The 17,546-nt window shown below is 57.9% G+C and carries 12 protein-coding genes and 1 pseudogene; 6 read left to right on the top strand and 7 right to left on the bottom strand.

Translation table 11 applies throughout. The annotated features are described in order from the left end of the window. Positions 1–331: 331 nt before the first annotated feature. From DSL70_RS22515 to ppdK, 4 genes and pseudogenes are all read right to left on the bottom strand, one after another. Positions 332–784: pseudogene (locus tag DSL70_RS22515) on the bottom strand (cell wall hydrolase); the annotation flags it as partial. A gap of 2,199 nt (positions 785–2,983) precedes the next feature. Then, positions 2,984–3,964, bottom strand: a complete 981-nt coding sequence (locus tag DSL70_RS04510) for an ArgK/MeaB family GTPase (protein WP_119306730.1) — start codon at positions 3,962–3,964, stop codon at positions 2,984–2,986. Between the two features lie 158 nt (positions 3,965–4,122). After that, positions 4,123–4,752 carry a LysE family transporter gene (locus tag DSL70_RS04505; protein ID WP_119306729.1) on the bottom strand — a complete coding sequence of 210 codons (630 nt, stop codon included), beginning with the start codon at positions 4,750–4,752 and terminating at the stop codon, positions 4,123–4,125. A 269-nt stretch (positions 4,753–5,021) separates the two neighbouring features. Next, positions 5,022–7,694: a pyruvate, phosphate dikinase gene (gene ppdK, locus DSL70_RS04500; RefSeq protein ID WP_119306728.1), complete on the bottom strand. Its 2,673-nt coding sequence runs from the start codon at positions 7,692–7,694 to the stop codon at positions 5,022–5,024. Between the two features lie 403 nt (positions 7,695–8,097). Between ppdK and DSL70_RS04495 the strand changes: the two genes are divergently transcribed. From DSL70_RS04495 to DSL70_RS04485, 3 genes are all read left to right on the top strand, one after another. Then, entirely contained in the window at positions 8,098–8,505 is a 408-nt protein-coding gene (locus tag DSL70_RS04495; protein ID WP_119306727.1) for an ArsR/SmtB family transcription factor, read from the top strand. A gap of 126 nt (positions 8,506–8,631) precedes the next feature. Next, positions 8,632–9,138, top strand: a complete 507-nt coding sequence (locus DSL70_RS04490; RefSeq protein ID WP_119306726.1) for an arsenate reductase ArsC — start codon at positions 8,632–8,634, stop codon at positions 9,136–9,138. A gap of 183 nt (positions 9,139–9,321) precedes the next feature. Further along, entirely contained in the window at positions 9,322–10,677 is a 1,356-nt protein-coding gene (locus tag DSL70_RS04485) for a DUF3422 family protein (protein ID WP_119306725.1), read from the top strand. 44 nt (positions 10,678–10,721) lie between these two features. Here the strand turns inward: DSL70_RS04485 and DSL70_RS04480 are convergent, their stop codons facing one another. The 3 genes from DSL70_RS04480 to DSL70_RS04470 all read right to left on the bottom strand — a co-directional run bounded on the left by DSL70_RS04480 (position 10,722) and on the right by DSL70_RS04470 (position 15,506). Further along, a complete protein-coding gene (locus DSL70_RS04480; RefSeq protein WP_119306724.1) occupies positions 10,722–11,606 on the bottom strand; it encodes a 4-(cytidine 5'-diphospho)-2-C-methyl-D-erythritol kinase in 885 nt (294 codons plus the stop codon). Between the two features lie 492 nt (positions 11,607–12,098). After that, the gene (locus DSL70_RS04475; RefSeq protein ID WP_162916352.1) at positions 12,099–14,000 is read right to left on the bottom strand and encodes a tetratricopeptide repeat protein; all 1,902 of its coding nucleotides are present in this window, start codon (positions 13,998–14,000) and stop codon (positions 12,099–12,101) included. Positions 14,001–14,477: 477 nt separating this feature from the next. Beyond that, complete coding sequence (locus DSL70_RS04470) at positions 14,478–15,506, bottom strand: polyprenyl synthetase family protein (protein ID WP_162916351.1); 1,029 nt, start codon at positions 15,504–15,506, stop codon at positions 14,478–14,480. 385 nt (positions 15,507–15,891) lie between these two features. On the opposite strand from DSL70_RS04470, the gene DSL70_RS04465 reads away from it, so the two are divergent. The 3 genes from DSL70_RS04465 to DSL70_RS04455 all read left to right on the top strand — a co-directional run bounded on the left by DSL70_RS04465 (position 15,892) and on the right by DSL70_RS04455 (position 17,544). Further along, complete coding sequence (locus DSL70_RS04465; RefSeq protein WP_119306722.1) at positions 15,892–16,128, top strand: putative signal transducing protein; 237 nt, start codon at positions 15,892–15,894, stop codon at positions 16,126–16,128. Between the two features lie 68 nt (positions 16,129–16,196). Then, positions 16,197–17,042: a tRNA1(Val) (adenine(37)-N6)-methyltransferase gene (locus tag DSL70_RS04460; RefSeq protein ID WP_162916350.1), complete on the top strand. Its 846-nt coding sequence runs from the start codon at positions 16,197–16,199 to the stop codon at positions 17,040–17,042. Between the two features lie 112 nt (positions 17,043–17,154). After that, positions 17,155–17,544 carry a lysozyme inhibitor LprI family protein gene (locus DSL70_RS04455; protein WP_162916349.1) on the top strand — a complete coding sequence of 130 codons (390 nt, stop codon included), beginning with the start codon at positions 17,155–17,157 and terminating at the stop codon, positions 17,542–17,544. The last annotated feature ends 2 nt before the right edge of the window (positions 17,545–17,546 follow it).

The following is a 17,546-nucleotide window of genomic DNA, read 5'->3' as shown; positions in this document are numbered from 1 at the left end:
ATCAATATATGTTTTCGAAAGATGCAATTGTAGAAAAATTATTCTTTTCAGTATCGTGGAGGAGCTATTTGGGGTTGTTCCAAATAGAGGAGGCCAGATTTTGACCTCGCTGGCGTCTTCAAGCGTATGATTTCGGTGCAAAATGCCCTGTCGTTGGGTAAAAATGAGGAAAAAGTTTCCGCGCCCTTTGATCACAGAACAAAAAAACGGGCCCCGAAAGGCCCGAATGATGCAGTTTGTGTCGTGAGTCTTGAACTGTCTGGCTTTCTTGAAGCCACCCCCTTGCGGGGGAGAGCAGGCGGCAGGGCCGCCTGAATTCTTCTGATCGCGATCAGCTCCAGCCGCCGCCATAGGTCTTGTAGAAGATGTGCAACCCGATCTTGTCGGCTTTCTTCATCGTCTTGGCCCATTTCGGACGGACATAGGTCGCATGATAATGGGTCGCGGAGCCGACGTCTTTCAACCAGACTTCCTCGTTGATGACCTCGTTGGCCAGTTTCACGGCCAGATCCCAGGCCTTCTTGGAACGGACACGGTCAGGAATGCCATCGCAGGCGAAGGAGAACTGGCAGGCGTTGCGCATGTTCTGGTTCTGATAGACCACGCCGCAAATCGAATCCGGATAGGCAGGGTTCTTGACGCGGTTCATCACAACCTGGGCAACGGCGATCTGGCCGGTTTCGGGCTCGGAGCGGCTTTCAAAATAGATGGCGTTGGCAAGACAGGTCTTCTGCTTGCTGGTGTAGGAAGACTTCGGAATCTTGTTCGTTACCCAGGCATGCTCGCCACGGGTATCGATCTTGGCCTTCTTGGGGCTGGAGAAGTTGAACCAGCTGGCCCAGCGGGACTTCTTCTTGGTCGGTTCTTCCTCATCGGTATCAGCGAGTTTGGCCAGCTTAAGCTCGGCGCGCCTTGCCTGGCTGCGGGCAAGGGTCAACGGAACCGATTTTTCCTGTGCTGCCTGTTGCGTGCTTTCGGTCTCCTCGGTCAGATGCGGCTTGGCATCGGCTACGATGGGAGAAATGTCAAGCGGCTTGCTGACCTTGGGCAACGGCTGAGGCGACGGTTGAGGCAACGTCTGGGCGACTTCGGCTGTCGTGGAAGAATATGGAACCCGAGCGCGGGGCAGGGCGTTGATAGGGGGCAGAGAGGCTAGCAGTGTTGCGCCATTGCCGGATGCCTTGGCCGGGCCGTCGTCGCCGGTGCTGTTGTAATCGTCGATCGCATCGATCACGGTCACCTGATTGTCTTCACTGATGGCGCCCTTGCGCTGCTCGGTCAGGATGGCTTCGAATGGTGCCTCGGTGCTGTCCGAGGTTGGCGCATAGGCAAGGGCTGTCGAGCCGGTGACGGTCGGGTCAACTGCTTCTGTGGTCCCGGAGTCGTTGCCATTCTGCGCGAACATCATGTCTGAGCCGTCCGGGAAGCTGTCGGACTTGAGAAAATGCTGTGCATCGGCCATGACCATCGTCAAGTCGTCAGCAGGCTCAAAAGCCAGCTTTGGCAAGGCGTCGTTGCTTTCCTCTGCCACAGGGCTTGCCATGTGCCAGACGGAACCCGACCAGTTCATGGCAATGTCGCGACGTCCGTGGGCAACCTTGAACGGCTCCCATGTCCAGCTGCGGCGGCGATCGCCCTTGCGGCTTGCATCGACCGTGAGGGTCGGTTCCAGATCCGACAATCTGGCAACTGCATAGGACTGCTGTGAGCGGATATCCGGTGCCTTGTCCGAAGGCTCGGAGATCTGGATATAGGTGCCCTTGCGGAACTGGCCAGCCGAAGCGCTGGCGACAACATTTGTGGGAGCAAAAGCAGCGGTCTGTACGGGGAGTGGCGCTTGCGAAGCACCGGATGCGCTTGCCCGGGCTGGCTGCTGGCTGGCAGCGCCTTGCCGGGTCATGAAGGCTTGTTCGTAAGTTTCCGCAGTCCAACCCTGCTTTCTAAGATCGGCCAGAGAGACCGCAGCAGACCTGTCTTCGTCGAGAGATTGAGTGAAAGAAAGGACCAATGCGGTACCGATCATCAGACAGGCGGTCAGACCAGGGCTCTTTTGGCCAAGCAAGGATTTAGACATTCTGTCACCAACTACACAACGCAACTATTACACTCTATCGCATGCCCGTATTGATACGCTGGGCTGCGCACGCACAGAAACCGGAAAACCGACCGATCCATAGAGGCAATAATGCACCATTAACCTTGAAAGAGCGTTAACGTCGCAATTGTCGTTAAAAAAACCATAAGCGGTCCCTTCCGACGGCGCCCTAGACAGGCACCCTCACAGGTCACCCTGCTGGCCCCGTAACTGGTCAATGAGGCGAAGCTTGGGCAGGAAAAATTTTCTCTAGTGAAAAATGACAATGCGTCGCATTTTGCAGCACGAATATGTGGAGGAAAGTGGCAAATCGGGTTCTGAAAAGGTTTTTGGCAACAGAATGCATTCTGGTCGTCAATGCACATTTCTGGTTGTAGAGGCGTTGGGGAGGGTAACGCAGGGCACAGATTCGGACGTCTGGATAAAAAAATGCCCGGAGCCCTGAAAAGGGTCCGGGCAAGTAATACCTAAAAGCTTGCTCTTCCGTTTGGTTCAAACCAGCAAAGAACTTCAAACGTAGGAGGCGATTGTCAGAACAGTCCCCGCAGAATGTCCGCACTACACCTAGAGCCAAATAAGGTGACGCTCCCCCGAGCATGCATTTAGGCAATTCAAATCTAACTGGAAATGAATATTAAATCACCCAAAAATTATACCTTTTCGCGTTTTAAATTGCATAATTTACCAAATTTCCAATAGGAAAAAGTTATGAATAGAAAAATTTTCCCATAATACGAGATCTAACCTCCCAAAACGCAAGTGTTCGCTACGAATATTTTCCTCCATGCCGAACTGAATTGTTTCATATCAATAATTTCCGATGGAGCCAATGTACGGAAGCGTTTCAGGTTGTTTTAACCATTTGCTTTTATTTGCAGCCGACCAGTTTCACAAGTCATCCACCTTCTTTGCAAGTCTTTGTGACAAATCCTCCGAGATCATCTGTTCTGCCATGAACGGGCCGCCAGCTCGATGGATGAGTTCCCGGGCGTTGATCTGCGCGAGGCCAATCTCTCCGAATTTTCTGCGAATGCGATCCAGCAACCAAAGTGTTGCCTGATCCTGACGGATTGACAGGAATTTCTCGCTTTCCAGCAAACTGCCGTAGTGTCGGCTAATTTCTGCTATAAGTTGTTGTAACCCTGTATCGTCGAAAGCTGAGACCAGCAACACGGGCACGGACCAGTCCTTGTCCTTGCGCATGGTCAGCGACAGGGCTCCTTCGAGATCGGCCTTGGCGCGCATGGCCGGCTTGCCGACATCTGCCTTGGTCACGACGATGACGTCGGGCAGCTCCATCACGCCCGCCTTCATGAATTGCAGGCTGTCGCCTGAACCCGGCTGGATGCAGAGAATCACAGTATCCGTGGCAAAGGCGATATCGGCTTCGGACTGGCCGATGCCGACGCTTTCCACCAGCACCCTGTCGAACAGCGCCCGCATGAGCACAATGGCAGCAACCGCCTCATTCGAGAGCCCCCCCAGGCGATCTCGCGCAGCCATGGAGCGGACGAACATGTCCTTGTCGCTCGGGTCTGTGTCGAGCCGGGTGCGGTCACCAAGGAGAGCGCCTTGCGAAAATCGGGAGGAAGGATCCACCGCCAGAACGCCAACCCGCTCACCATTGGCGCGCCAGTGGCGGATAAGGGCATTGGTCAATGTTGATTTGCCAACCCCCGGTGGGCCGGTCAGCCCCACGACATGCGCTGTAGCATTGTGCGCTGCTTCGTCCAGCAACCGGGCCACGGCAAGGCTGCCGTCCTCAGCCTCCAGCGCGCTGAGTGCGCGCGCCAAAGCCTTCTTGCCTCCGTCGCGAATGGCGTCGAGGGTCAGGGCAGAGGCGCTACTGGTGGCTGCTGTTGTGGTCATGGATCCCGGTTTCGGCGTTTCAGGCGTTGCCTTATCGCTTAACCAGATGACCCGGAGGAGGCCAGACAGACGTTAGACGTAGAACTCCTGATGGGGGGTGTCCCATAGAGGTGCGGACAGCTTTCGGCGTTACTGCTCAAGGCTGCATCAACAGGGGCTCAGAATAGCGTCTGGCCAGCCTGCCAGATGAGCATGCCGCCCCAGAACGAAAGCAATGCACCTGAGCCGAAATCAACCGCCTGCATGAACCGGTCCGACACCAGCCCGCGCAGCAGTGACGTGATGCCGACCAGAATGAACCACCACAGGGCCGAGCCACAAAAGACGCCGAGCACCAGCCAGTAGGCGGCACCGGGCCCGCTCTCTGCCCCTTTGGACAGGCCGGAAATCATGCCGATGAAGGCGATGATGGTCGCCGGGTTGGAAACTGTCAGCAGGAAGGTAGTGCCGTAGGCCTTGAGCGGAGCATGGGCAGGGGGAGCTGAAGCCGCATCATGCCCCTGAGGCTGAAAGCCACGCAGAAATGTGGTGACACCGAGATAGAGGATCAGCAACCCGCCGCCAAGGCGCATCCAGTCGCCGTGGCTGACTAGCAGGCCGGACACTGAAAGCCCCATTGCGGTGATGAGCCCGTACAGGCCGTCGGCAGTTGCCGCACCCATGCCGGTGGCGACGCCGATGAGCCGTCCGTCCCGCAAGGTGCGACGGATGCACAAGAGGCCGATCGGCCCGACAGGAGCCGCAATGGCAAGGCCGATAAGAGTTCCCTGAAGATAGACGCTGGTCATGCTATTGGTCCGGCTCGGAAAGGATCCCGCATCGCGCCAGCCTTTGGCGCAATGAGGGATCAAGGCTGCTGTTTACACCGGATAGTTTACGGATATCCTTGCGAAAAATGCAATATTATCGTGTTGTGGTTTCAAAAATACAGAAAATTTGCGGAAATAATGATGGTGACCGCATGTTTTGCGCTTTCCCTGTGTACTACCTCTCTCGCGCCGAAATTTTTGCGGCGATGGCGGAGCCGACAAGGTCCGCCTCCGCCCTGTTGCATCGGTCACTTGATCATCTGATGCCGTCTGAGGGTTGCCTGAGCAGCCGCAAGGCGGGCAATCGGCACGCGATAGGGCGAACAGGAGACATAGTCGAGGCCGACCCGCTCGCAGAATTCGATGGAAACGGGATCACCCCCATGCTCGCCGCAAATGCCAAGCTTGATGTCGGGGCGGGCAAAGCGCCCGCGCTCGGAAGCGATCTCGATCAGCTCGCCGACCCCCTCGATATCGATCGAGATGAAGGGATCCTGCTCCAGAACACCGGCCTTGATATAGTCGGCGATGAAGCGGGCGGCGTCGTCACGGCTGATGCCATAGGTTGTCTGGGTCAGGTCGTTGGTGCCGAAGGAGAAGAATTCTGCCGATTCAGCGATCTTGCGAGCCTGCAGGGCGGCGCGCGGCAGCTCGATCATCGTGCCGACCATATAGTCGATCTCGTGACCCATCTCCTTCATCACTGCCTTGGCGGTGGAATCAATGCGCGCCTTGACGAACTCCAGTTCCTCGCGAATGGAAACCAGTGGCACCATGATTTCCGGCTGTACTGGTGCTCCGGTCTTCTCGCCAGCCGCAACGGCAGCCTCGAAAATGGCGCGGGCCTGCATTTCAACCACCTCGGGCTTGGAAATGGCAAGCCGACAGCCACGGTGGCCGAGCATCGGGTTGAATTCGTGCATGGCGTGAATGCGGCTCTTGAGGCTTGCCTCATCCATTTTCAGCGCCCGCGCCATCGCCGCAATATCCTCGGGCTGGTTGGGCAGAAACTCATGCAGCGGTGGGTCGAGCAGGCGGATGGTGACCGGCAGCCCGGCCATCGTCTCGAACAGCGCCTCGAAGTCGGCCCGCTGCAGCGGCAACAGCTTGTCCATCGAGCGGCGTCGGTCTTCCTCGCTGGTGGCGATGATCATCGCACGAATGTCAAAGATGCGATCGTCCTGAAAGAACATGTGCTCGGTGCGGCAAAGGCCGATGCCCTCGGCGCCGAAATCGCGCGCCGCCTTGGCGTCCTGCGGCGTATCGGCATTGCAACGCACCTTCAGGCGGCGGATATTGTCGACCCATTCCATCAGCGTGGCGAATTCCTCGCTCAGTTCCGGGTTCTGCATCTGGACGTCGCCATTGAGCACGTCTCCCGTGCTGCCGTCGATGGTGATCAGGTCGCCCTTGCGCAGGGTGACCGAACCGGAGGTGACTGACTCTTCCTGATAGTCGATCTGCAGCGCACTTGCGCCGGTCACACATGGAATGCCCATGCCGCGCGCCACGACGGCGGCGTGGCTGGTCATGCCACCACGTGCGGTGACGATGCCACGGGCAACATGCATGCCATGCACATCTTCCGGGCTGGTTTCGATGCGCATCAGGATGACCTGACGGCCGTGGCTGACGAATTCTTCCGCGTCCCGTGTGCTGAAAACCAGATGGCCGGAGGCTGCCCCCGGTGAAGCCGCCATGCCCTTGGCAAAGACGATGCGCTTTTCGCTGTCGGAAATGGTCGGGTGCAGCAACTGATCGAGCGACCGCGGGTCAACCCGCGAGACTGCCTCGGCCTCGTTGATCAAACCCTCCTTGGCCAGATCCACAGCCACCCGCAGGGCTGCCTTCGGCGTGCGGGTTGCTGCCCGGGCTTGCAGCAGCCACAGCTTGCCATTCTCGATGGTGATGCCGAGCTTCATCATGTCCTTGTAGTGGGTTTCCAACTGCTCGCAAATGGCAAGAAACTGGCTGAACAGCGTCGGCATCAGCTCCTGCATGCTCTTGACGTCGGAGCCTTCCGAATGGGTCAGAGGCAGCGGCTTGCACTCGCCGTCGATGATGTCCTCGCCGTGGGCATTGGGCAGGAAGCATCCCTCCAGCTTCTTCTCGCCGGTTTCCTGACTGCGCGTAAAGGCGACCGCCACGGCGGACTGGTCATTGAGATTGCCGAACACCATGGCCTGCACGATGGCAGAGGTGCCCCAGTCTTCCGGAATGTCATGCAGATGGCGATAGGTGATGGCACGGGCATTCATCCAGGAGGAGAAAACCGTGCTGATTGCGCCCCACAGCTGCTTGTCGAATTCCTGTGGGAAGTCCTCATCGAGTTCATCCAGGATCATCGCCTTGAAGGCGTCGATGATCTCCATCCAGTTTTCGGCCGTGAGGGCGGAATCATAAAGGACGCCCCGTTCATCCTTGTAGTCCTCGATGATCTCCTCAAAGGCGATCTGGTCGATCCCAAGCACCACGTCGCTGTATTTCTGGATGAAGCGGCGATAGTTGTCATAGGCAAATCGGGCATCTCCGGTCTCCCGTGCCAAGGCTTTCACGGTCTCGTCGTTGAGGCCGAGATTGAGAATGGCTTCCATCATGCCCGGCATGGAGATGCGCGCACCCGAGCGGATCGACAGCAGCAGCGGCTTGTCCGGGTCGCCGGGACGACGACCGGTTTCTGTACAGATGCGCTCGATGGCGGCATCCACCTCGCCCCTCAGGCTGGCCGGATAGACATGCCCCATGGCGAAGTAGCTGTTGCACAATTCGGTCGAGATGGTGAAGCCCGGTGGCACCGGCAGTCCCATGTTGGTCATTTCGGCAAGGTTGGCTCCCTTGCTGCCAAGCAGGTTGCGCATCTTGGCGTTGCCATCCGCTTTGCCACCGCCGAAATTAAAGACCCAATGAGACGACAGAACCATTTTCTTTCCATTCCTTCTGTTTAGGAGTCCTTCTGTACCTGCCCTGTCGTTCAGATCAAGGTGAAACTGGAAAAGGGGCCATTTTTTCTGCCTGCTGTTGCAGGGGCCTCCCTTGCCGGTTCCATCTTGTCTGCCAGGGCCGTGGCTCTTCCGACGAAAGCTCCTCCCTCTATATATCCCCTCGGATTGGGCATTGCATTACAAATGCTGGCAACTTTTGTGTGCAGGTGCAATTTTGGCCGTTGCTGTCATGTCAGTGTCATGAGCTGTCGATATCCATCGACCTGTAGTCGGCCTTGTCATGCAGGCTGCCGCTTTCTCATCGTGTCCCTGCCATCGCATTGTCCCTTGCGTGGACACGTCTCGCTTCGGCGCATCAGCAGATTCCAGAGGCAGGTTTGCAATGAACACCGCCACCAACACCAATACGAATACCAGCACATGGAAGTCCCAAACCCGGGCGCAGATCATCCTTTCCGCATTGGCTCAGGAGACGCGGCTTGAGGTCTTTCGGCTGCTGTCCAAGGCGGGGCCAAAGGGGCTGGGAGCTGGCGAAATCGCCCGGAGGCTGGACGTGCCGCACAACACCCTGTCGACCCATCTGTCCATTCTGCAGCGGGCGGGTCTCATCAACTCGGAGCGCAGCGGTCGCAACATCATCTATTTCGGGCTTGAGGACTGTCTCAACGACCTCATGGCCTTCCTTCAGGATGAATGCCCGACGGCTATGCCGGGGGAAATCGATGTCGACCGGCCCCGGTTTGACCTTGATGTCGAACATGCCGCGGCACAGCAGGTAAAAGAAGCGTGATCTAATCCGATAGGTTAGTATCAATCGCCTCAAAAGTGTGGTGTCTGCTGGGTTATACCCTTTTCTGAATCTTTCAATCGTATCCCCTGACGATTCCCTGATCGAACGCGCTGCGAGGAGCCCGCAATGCAGAATGTCCTTTTCCTTTGTACCGGCAATTCATCTCGATCCATCATGGCTGAAGCCATATTGGGCCGCGTCGGACAAGGGCGGTTCAGGGCCTTTTCTGCCGGCAGCCTGACAATAAGCCAGCCGAACCCATGGGCCATCCAGCTGCTGGAAAAATTTGGCTATCAGATCTGCCGCCTGCGTTCCAAGAACTGGAGCGAGTTCAACCAGCCGGGCAGCCCGAAAATGGATCATATCATCACCGTCTGCGATCATACGGCCGGCGAAAATTGCCCGATCTGGCCGGGCAATCCGGCCATTGCCCACTGGGGCATCGCCGATCCGGCTGCCGAGGTGGGAGATGACAAGGACATGCAATTGGCTTTCCTGACGGCTTATGCCCAACTGTCCGATCGTATCGGACGGTTCGTATCCCTGCCGATCGAGAGCATGAGTAAAGACGATCTGCGGGCTGCAATGCGGGAAATCGCCAGCTATTCGGGCAATACGGAAGATCTGGACTAGAGCCCGCTGATCGCTTCCTGCCGTTTGATCCCGATGGTTTTTCCAGCCAGCGCGACGGTGTTTCGCTTTTACTCTCTACAGGTCTGTAACATTTGACTATTATTCTTCCTTGACCAGACTTTGCCGGTTTGGCCCGGAAGGTGGGCAGGCAAAGCAGATAGAGGGACAGGAAGGACCAATCCAGTGGCCGATAGCCAGACCAGTCTAGCCAAAGCGCGCCTCAACCACTCGATGCGGGCGCCGATGATCCGCGAGATGCATGCGCGGCCCTTCCTCGAGCTTGATGCTCCGAGCCGCCTGGCCTTCATCGCCCTCAAGCCCGAAGAAGACGGGCTGCATACGGCGGAGCTGGCCCGGCAACAGCTGGTTGCTTTTCTGGAGGGCTTCGGTGCGCCACAGCCGGAAGAGGGCGCTGTCTATCACATTGCCGACCTTGGCGGCATGGTTCTCAAATGGGAAAACCATACTGAGTTTGCCACCTACACCCTCTATACCTATGCTCCACGCCCGGCAAATCTGGGGCCGGACAGTTTCGCCACGGATCTGCATGATCGCTTCACCATCGACTGGCTTGAGGCTTTCCCCGGTCGGATCGTTTCGTCGGTCTCCGCCCGCATTGAGACAGTGCCTGATCTCAAGGGCATCGAGGAGCAGATGTCTGGTGTGGTCCGTGACTGGTTTGGTTCGCCATCCAGTTTTGCCGCCGCCTATGTCAGCGACGGTGATGCCGCCATTGCCGCCGACTTCGACCTCGACAACCGTGGACAGATTCGCCTTGCCGTGCTGGCCTGCCGCGATGTTGGTGCCAGCCGTCTGGGGCGGGTGATCCAGCGATTTCTGGAAGTCGAAACCTACCGGGCAATGTCGATGTTGACCCTGCCCGTGGCACGGCAGGTTCTGGGCAGCATCCGTGCCTTGAACATCAAGCTTAGCGAGACCGTGGCAAGGATTGGTGACGAGCAGGAAAGCGACAAGGTGGTGCTTGATGAGCTGCTTGGCATATCCGCCGAGCTGTCGATGTTGTCCACCAGCAGCTCCTCGCGTTTCAACGCGGGCCGGGCCTATGAGGAATTGGTGATGCAGCGCATCGGTCTGTTGCGTGAGCAACGCATTCTCGAACGACAGCTGTTCTCCGAATTCATGAAGCGGCGCTATCAACCCAGCATGCGCACCTGTCGCTCGGCGCAGAGCCAGCTTGACGACCTCACATTCCGTGCCGCCCATGCCTCGGAACTGCTGGGCACACGGGTTCAGGTGACGACCACCGATCAGAACCGGCAGTTGCTGGCCCAAATGGACCGCCGTGCCGCGCTGCAGATCCGGTTGCAGGAAACCGTTGAAGGGCTTTCGGTGGTGGCAATCTCCTATTATGCGGTCAGCCTGCTGAGCTACCTGTTGGCACCCGCGGCCAAGCTCGTTCATCTCGACAAGAGCCTGCTGTCCGCCGCACTGGTCGTGCCGGTGGTTGGCTTCATCTGGTTTTCCATGCACAAGGTCAAGCAGCGCCTGATCCACAAGACCGGCTCAAAGGAGCACTGACAGGTGGCGCTTCCGGCAAGAGATGATGCGTCCGGGCAAGGCCCCTATTGAACGCCGCCGTGGCTGACCCACCAGTTGGGGTGGGTGAAGGCCATGCGCCGCGCCGCATACTCCGCGTGCTTCACTGAAGCGAAAAGGGCAAAGCATGTTGCTCCCGAACCGGACATGCGGGCAAACAGGCAGTCGCCATCATCTTCCAGCGCCTGCAACACGGTTTCAATCACCGGCGCCTGTTCAATGGCGGCCATTTCCAGATCATTGCGCTGGTTGTCGAGCCAGTCTGCCAGTGCCATAGCCGAGAGGAAAGCCGAGGGCATCGGGCCCATTGGCGGATTGCTTCTGTTCTTGAGGCGACGGAAGACACTTGGCGTCGAGATTGGCACGCGCGGATTGACCAGCACCATGCCCAGATCCTTGGGCAACCGGGGCCCGAAGGACAGCTCATCGCCGATGCCACGCGCAATCAGGCAGGAGCCTTCAAGGCACATGGGAACGTCGGCACCAAGCTTAAGCGCTATGGAGCGCAGCTTGTCGTCATTGATGGTCCGTTGCCAGAGACGCAGCAGACCGAGCAGGGTTGCCGCCGCATCGGAAGACCCGCCGCCAACGCCCGCCGAGATGGGCAGGAATTTCTCCAGTGTCATGTCAGCTGCGACCGCGCAATTGAGTTCGGTTGCCAGAAGCCGCGCAGCGCGAACCATCAGATTGTCCGGCTCCTGCCGCAAGCTGGCGGCAAACGGGCCATTGACTGACAGGTGCAGATGCTTGGAAGGCTTGAACTGGATGCGGTCAGCCGCACCGCCAAACACCACCAGCGATTCCAGAAGATGATATCCGTCGTCTCTCTGCCCGGTGATATGCAAGGCAAGATTGATCTTGGCTGGTGCAGTCAAGGTGAGGATATCTGGGTCCTGTGACGGTTTCGTCATTGCTGGCTGTCTGTCTCAAGCGGTTGTCAGTGTTGGGCGCATAGGGTCTGGCGTCTGTGGGGGGAACAGAAAGATGGACTTGAAAGATGCGCCCGAACCGCAGCCCTGATGACTCTCGGTCCGCTTTGGCGCTAACTGTCTGCCCTGATCCGACCACCTTGGGCTGACCATAGGACGATTCTCGACCCTGTGTCGCCTTCCTGATAGTCACATAACCTGACGAACGGTTGACGAAGGGGGCAGACCTTGAAGGCCAACGAAAAATTCCCTCAAATCAGTAGCATATGGACATCCACCCGGCTTGTCCAGATCCCTTCAGAGAAGTTCGCCCGATACGTATTAGACACAAGTTCAGATTGCCTGGACCCGACACCCGTCTGGAAAGGCAAACCCTTTGCGGAGCGAGACGAAAGCATAATGGTGACATGAAAAACGCGCAAAGGCCATGCCTCTGCGCGTTCCATGCTTGTGTCGTTGCGAGCCTTCTGACTGTCAGTCCGTAAGGCCCTTGGCAATCTTGTCATCGACCGATTGCATGAGCTTGTCATCTGGCTGCATGGTCTTGACCCGCTGCCACTGGAAGGTTGCCTCGTTCTTGCGGCCGACGCGCCAGTAGGCATCGCCCAGATGGTCCGTGATGGTTGGATCCTCGGGGCGCAGTTCAACGGCCCGTTCAAGGAAGTTGACAGCTTCCTCATATTGCTTGAGGCGATAGTGGGCCCAGCCAAGAGAATCGACAAAGAATCCGTCGAATGGCCTCAACGCCACCGCCTGCCGGATCATTTCGATAGCCTTGTCCAGATGGATGCCGCGATCCACCCAGCTGTAGCCCAGATAGTTCAGCACCGTCGGCTGATTGGGGAACAGCTTGAGGGCAGACTGCATGTCCTTTTCCGTGTTCGGCCAGTCCTTGAGCTGGTCATAGGCAGAACCGCGCAGGAAATAGAGCGACCAGTGAATGTCGCGCTTGGTGCGAATGCTGTTGATGCCGCGGCTGAGAGTGTCGACCGCTTCCTTGTAGCGCTGCTCCGACTGGTAGATGCGCGAGAGAACGGACACCGTTTCCAGATCGGAGTAATTGCCTTCCAGCAGGGTCTTCATCCGCTTGATGGCTAGATCGGGATGATCGAGCCGCGCCTCGACAAAGGCAGCCCGTCGCTGAGCCTTGCGATAGACCGCGCTCTCCGGCTTGATGGAGTCATAATGCGCAAGGGCCACTTCATTCTTGTTGATGTGCTCGAACAGGCGGGCGAGGGAAAACTCGGTATAGTCGTCGCCCGGTCGCAGATAGTCAGCAAACTGCAGATAAAGCGCCCCGCCTTCGATGGCTCCTTCTTCCGTCAGTGCGTTGCCCAGAGTGGAGAAGAACTCCGCAGCCCCGTCCTGCGGCGTGCGGATGGAATTGGCAATCGGCTTCATGGCACTGAAGGACTGCTGCAGCCATTCTTTTTCCTCGGTGTCGGCAGCACTGGCCGCAAAGGTGTCGATGACTTCGCTGGCGCGCTTGTTGTTGCCAGCCTTCAAAAGGTTGTTAACCAACGCCGTTGCCGTTGCCAGCGAATTGGGATCCGCATCAAGGCTCTGTTGCAACAGGGTCACGGCCTTGGTGTAATCCTTGGCGTAGGCTGCAATCAGCCCGGCATGGAGCGAAAAGAAGAACTGGTTGACTTCGCTGTCATCATCTGCCTTGAGCAGGCTGATCACATCGTCAAGCTTGGTCTTGTCCTGACCGATCGTCGCCCAGGCATCCAGAACGGTCTGGGAAATCAGCGCAAACGGACCATACTGCGCCGAGGCGCTGAGTAGACGCGGATCATTGAGATTGCGGCGCAGCGGTGCGCGGGCAAGAAGCGGCGCAGGATTGTTCTGCATCACGTCCATGCCACTCTTGAACTGGATGGCGGCGCTTGAATAGTTCCTGCCCTTCAGAGCCTTGACACCGAGGGCCATATGCACCATCGGGGCGATCCGCCCATCAAGTCCTTCGGCATCCACCGCCGAATCATCCTGCTCTGCCTTGCCGTCTTCGGCTTCCTTGCTGGCTGCCGCCTTGTGGCTGCTCTGGACTGCCATCTTGTCGGCAAGGGCAAAGGCGCGTTCGTGATCACCCACCGCCAGCGTCAGGGCGAAATTGCGCTCCAGCAACAGGGGATTCTCCGGGTCTTTTTCCAGCGCCTGAGCATAGAAGTGGGCAGCCAGTTCAAGGTCGTCCTCATCCTGGGCGATCAGGGCAGAAAGATAGGTGCCGGTAAGGGTCGTCGGGATGTCCGCGAGCGCGTCCACCACGGATTCCTCCGGGATATCGGGGGCTTCTGTCTGAGCCCCGGCAAACGTTGCCGGTCCCATCAACAAGGCAAATCCTACGACGCCGGTCAGGAGGTGTTGTCTAAACATCTTGAGGGAAAATCGAAAGTGCATTTAGTCAGCCTTGTTGTTGCGCAATCCGAAGCATTATTGGCTGGACAGCAGAGCCGCGGCAATTGCGCCTTGCCAGTGTCCCGTGTCTGTAACCGGAAAACCCGGCACCTCGTCCGCCAGTCCATCCGGACAAAAGAGTCAGAGTGACTGTGCGCCGCTTTGAAGCTCTTTACGAATTAGGAATGTAGCATGGCTTTTTTGAGGCTTGCTCGCAAGCCCTCGTGTCTTGTCCTGTACATAATAAAGCGCGGTAAAGATCAATTAAACAAACTGTCGAAATCATAGCCGGGAGAGGTGGCGAAAATTTGACCATCCGAAAGAACGGCCAGAGCGCCGGAGGTGGAGATGTCAGAAGAGCCCTGTGGCCGTCGTGGTCATGAGGCCTGATTGCTGCAACAAAAAAGGCGCTGAATTAACAGCGCCTTCCGACCATGTTTGCAAAGCCTTGAAAGGTTAGTGCCCGCGGGCGATGCAGAATTCCACCGCGTCAATGAGCGCTGCCTTGTAGGGGCTGTCCTCGAACACATCAAGCGAGGCAATGGCAGTCGCGCCATGGGTTCTGGCCTGTTTCAACGTATCTTCAAGGGCATTGGTCTTGACCAGCAGTCCCATGGCATAATCAAGCGCACCGTCAGTGACATCCTTGCGCTCTTCCATGACCCGCTTCCAGAAGGCCTTGTCCTCGGCCGAGCCCCGTTCATGGGCCAGAATCACCGGCAGGGTAATCTTGCCTTCGCGGAAATCGTCGCCGACATTCTTGCCCAGTGCCGCCGCCGAGCCGCCATAATCAAGGGCATCGTCGATCAGCTGGAAAGCATTGCCCAGTTCCATGCCATAATCGCGCAGCGCCGCAATCCGGGTCTCATCGCTGCCCGCGATGATCGGCCCAACCTCGCAGGCGGCAGCGAACAGGGCGGCCGTCTTGGAGCGGATGACCTGCATATATTCAGCAACCGAGGTCTTCATGTTCTGAGCGACAGAAAGCTGCAACACCTCGCCTTCGGCAATGACGCAGGCGGCGGTCGAGAGCACATCAAGAGCCCTGATCGAGCCGACATCGACCATCACGCGGAAAGCCTGCCCGAGCAGGAAGTCGCCAACCAGAACGCTGGCCTGGTTGCCCCACAGCATGCGAGCGGCGAGCTTGCCACGACGCATGTCGCTCTCATCGACCACATCGTCATGCAGCAGGGTGGCCGTATGCATGAATTCCACCGCCATCGCCAGCTTGACGTGCCCGGCTGCTGCTGCATCCTCATAGCCGCACATGTTGGCGGCGGCCAGCGTCAGCATCGGGCGCAGGCGCTTGCCACCTGAATCGATCAGGTGTTTGGCCACTTCCGGAATCATCTCGACGTCCGAACCAGCCTTCTCGAGAATGAGATCATTCACCCTTCCCATGTCCTGTTTGACGAGGTCGATGAGGGGCTGAATGCTGGCCTGGGACTTGTTTGCCTCATTGAGAGGAGGGACAACGCTCACGCGGCGGCTCCAATTTTGTGTCTTCAAATTTCGGTCGCGAGAATAGGCGGCTCACCCCGGAACGACAAGGGGGAGGGGGAAAGAATGTTACTTAATCACGCCAAATTTCGGCTTCGAAACGGCTTTTTTGCCCAGTTTGATGCGGGCGCCCATCAGAACGTGAAAAATTCGCCCTTTCGCGGCTCTGATCAAGCCGTCTGAGCTTCTTCTTTTGCCTCATTTCATGCTGGCTATTACGGCTGGGTCACGAGGGCTGTGGCGGGGTGAAAGCCCGCGAAAGGCTCTTTTCAGGGGCTGCAAATCTATTTATGGTTCCTGAGCCCTTTCATGAAGCATTGGGCACTGGCCATCGGCCATAACGAAGACTTAGCCGCAGGACACTGGCGTGGACGAACTCATCAAGACCAACAATCCGGTAACCCTCTCTTTCGTGGAAGCCCTGCTGAGGGATGCGGATATTCCCTTCCAGTCTCTTGATCACAACATGAGCACCCTTTACGGCAGTATCCTCCACCAAATTGCCCGCCGCGTGCTGGTCGATGACGCGCATCTGCTGCGCGCCCGGCAACTGTTGCGCGATGCCGGGCTGGAAAAAGAGCTCGACTGTTCAGTTGATGACTGACCCTGAAGATCAGGGCGGGGAGTGTACTTCCCAAAAAGATGCCGGAAGACTTTCAGGAAAGACCCGCGATGCCTTCAATGACCGTTCCAAGCCTGCTGCCTGCCTTGCTGGAGGATGTAGCCACTGTTTCCGCCGATGCTCTGCCTTCGGACGTGGTGATGAGCGAGGATGATTTTCTTGGCGGACGGATCTCCCTGCTGCAGCCCAGAAAGGGCCATCACCGCTCGGGAACCGATGCCGTGCTGCTGGCAGCCTGCACCCCTGCCAGACCGGGCGAACTGGTGGTCGATCTGGGCTCCGGGGTCGGGGCTGCCGGGCTTTGCGTTGCCGCGCGCGTCGGCGGGCTGCGGCTGCTTGCTGTCGAGATTGACCCGGACGTTGCTGCCATTGCCGCCACCAACATCGCCCGCTCGGCAAAATATCTGGCCGCCGCATCGGTCATCTGTTGTGATGTGGCTTTGCGGGGCGAGCCGCGCAAACTGGCTGGCTTGACGGAAAATCTCGCCCATCACGTCATTGCCAATCCGCCCTATTACCGGCCGGAACGCTTTCAGACCTCGCCCAATGAGGCCCGCGCCACGGCCCACATGCTGACCGACGAGGGGATGGAGCCGTGGTTCCGCACCGCCGTTTCCATTCTCAAAAGCGGTGGCACCTTCACCGTTGTCCAGCGGGCGGATGAATTGCCCGCTCTGCTCACGCTGATGGAAGGCCGCTTTGGCGGCATTACCGTGCAACCCTTCTCGCCAAGAGAAGGCGAGGCGGCCCACCGTGTGGTGGTTCAGGGCAAGAAACAGTCCCGCGGCCCGTTCCGGCTGTTGCCAGCCATTGCCCTGCATGATGCAGGCACAGACACCCCCGGCGCCCGCGTCGAAGCGGTCCACCGCCACGGAGCGGCTATTGATCTGGGGTAAGAGTCGAATTCCCGCCCGGGCCTTTCGGCGCTATGGATTTAGCTATCCGTGCTGTATGATGGCGGCGAACAGAGACGGTCTCTTTTCAGGCACAGCAGCAAAGGGGCATACAATGACTGGCCATGGACGAACCCGGTTTATTCTCGCACTCGCATCCAGTCTGACCATGACAGCATCTGCCTATGCGCTGGACTGTCAAAACCCGGTGACCACCGTCGATATGAGCGAATGCGCGGCAATCGATTATCAGAAAGCTGATGACGAGCTGAATGATGTTTATCAGCAACTGCGTTCGATGCTTGATGAGCCGGGCAAGCTGTTGCTACGCGACACCCAGCGGGCATGGATTCCCTATCGCGAAGCCGAATGTGCGCGGGTGGCCGACACATTTCGCGGCGGATCAATGGCAGGTCTGGCCCATCTGTCATGCCTGAGCGAAATGACATCGCGGCGCAGCACCGAACTGCGGACTGACCCGGCCACAGGCGAGCCACTTTTCTGAAG

Source organism: Cohaesibacter haloalkalitolerans (assembly GCF_003574655.1).
GTDB classification, from domain to species: domain Bacteria; phylum Pseudomonadota; class Alphaproteobacteria; order Rhizobiales; family Cohaesibacteraceae; genus Cohaesibacter; species Cohaesibacter haloalkalitolerans.
This window is presented reverse-complemented; position numbering and strand designations above follow the sequence as displayed.

What these genes read in the sequence shown, in the direction of transcription:
- DSL70_RS04505 (WP_119306729.1), bottom strand. Translation starts at nt 4,752, where the DNA reads ATGACCAGCGTCTATCTTCAGGGAACTCTTATCGGCCTTGCCATTGCG.
- DSL70_RS04455 (WP_162916349.1), top strand. Translation starts at nt 17,155, where the DNA reads ATGACTGGCCATGGACGAACCCGGTTTATTCTCGCACTCGCATCCAGT.
- DSL70_RS04475 (WP_162916352.1), bottom strand. Translation starts at nt 14,000, where the DNA reads ATGTTTAGACAACACCTCCTGACCGGCGTCGTAGGATTTGCCTTGTTG.
- DSL70_RS04490 (WP_119306726.1), top strand. Translation starts at nt 8,632, where the DNA reads ATGCAGAATGTCCTTTTCCTTTGTACCGGCAATTCATCTCGATCCATC.
- ppdK (WP_119306728.1), bottom strand. Translation starts at nt 7,694, where the DNA reads ATGGTTCTGTCGTCTCATTGGGTCTTTAATTTCGGCGGTGGCAAAGCG.
- DSL70_RS04510 (WP_119306730.1), bottom strand. Translation starts at nt 3,964, where the DNA reads ATGACCACAACAGCAGCCACCAGTAGCGCCTCTGCCCTGACCCTCGAC.
- DSL70_RS04460 (WP_162916350.1), top strand. Translation starts at nt 16,197, where the DNA reads ATGCCTTCAATGACCGTTCCAAGCCTGCTGCCTGCCTTGCTGGAGGAT.
- DSL70_RS04480 (WP_119306724.1), bottom strand. Translation starts at nt 11,606, where the DNA reads ATGACGAAACCGTCACAGGACCCAGATATCCTCACCTTGACTGCACCA.
- DSL70_RS04495 (WP_119306727.1), top strand. Translation starts at nt 8,098, where the DNA reads ATGAACACCGCCACCAACACCAATACGAATACCAGCACATGGAAGTCC.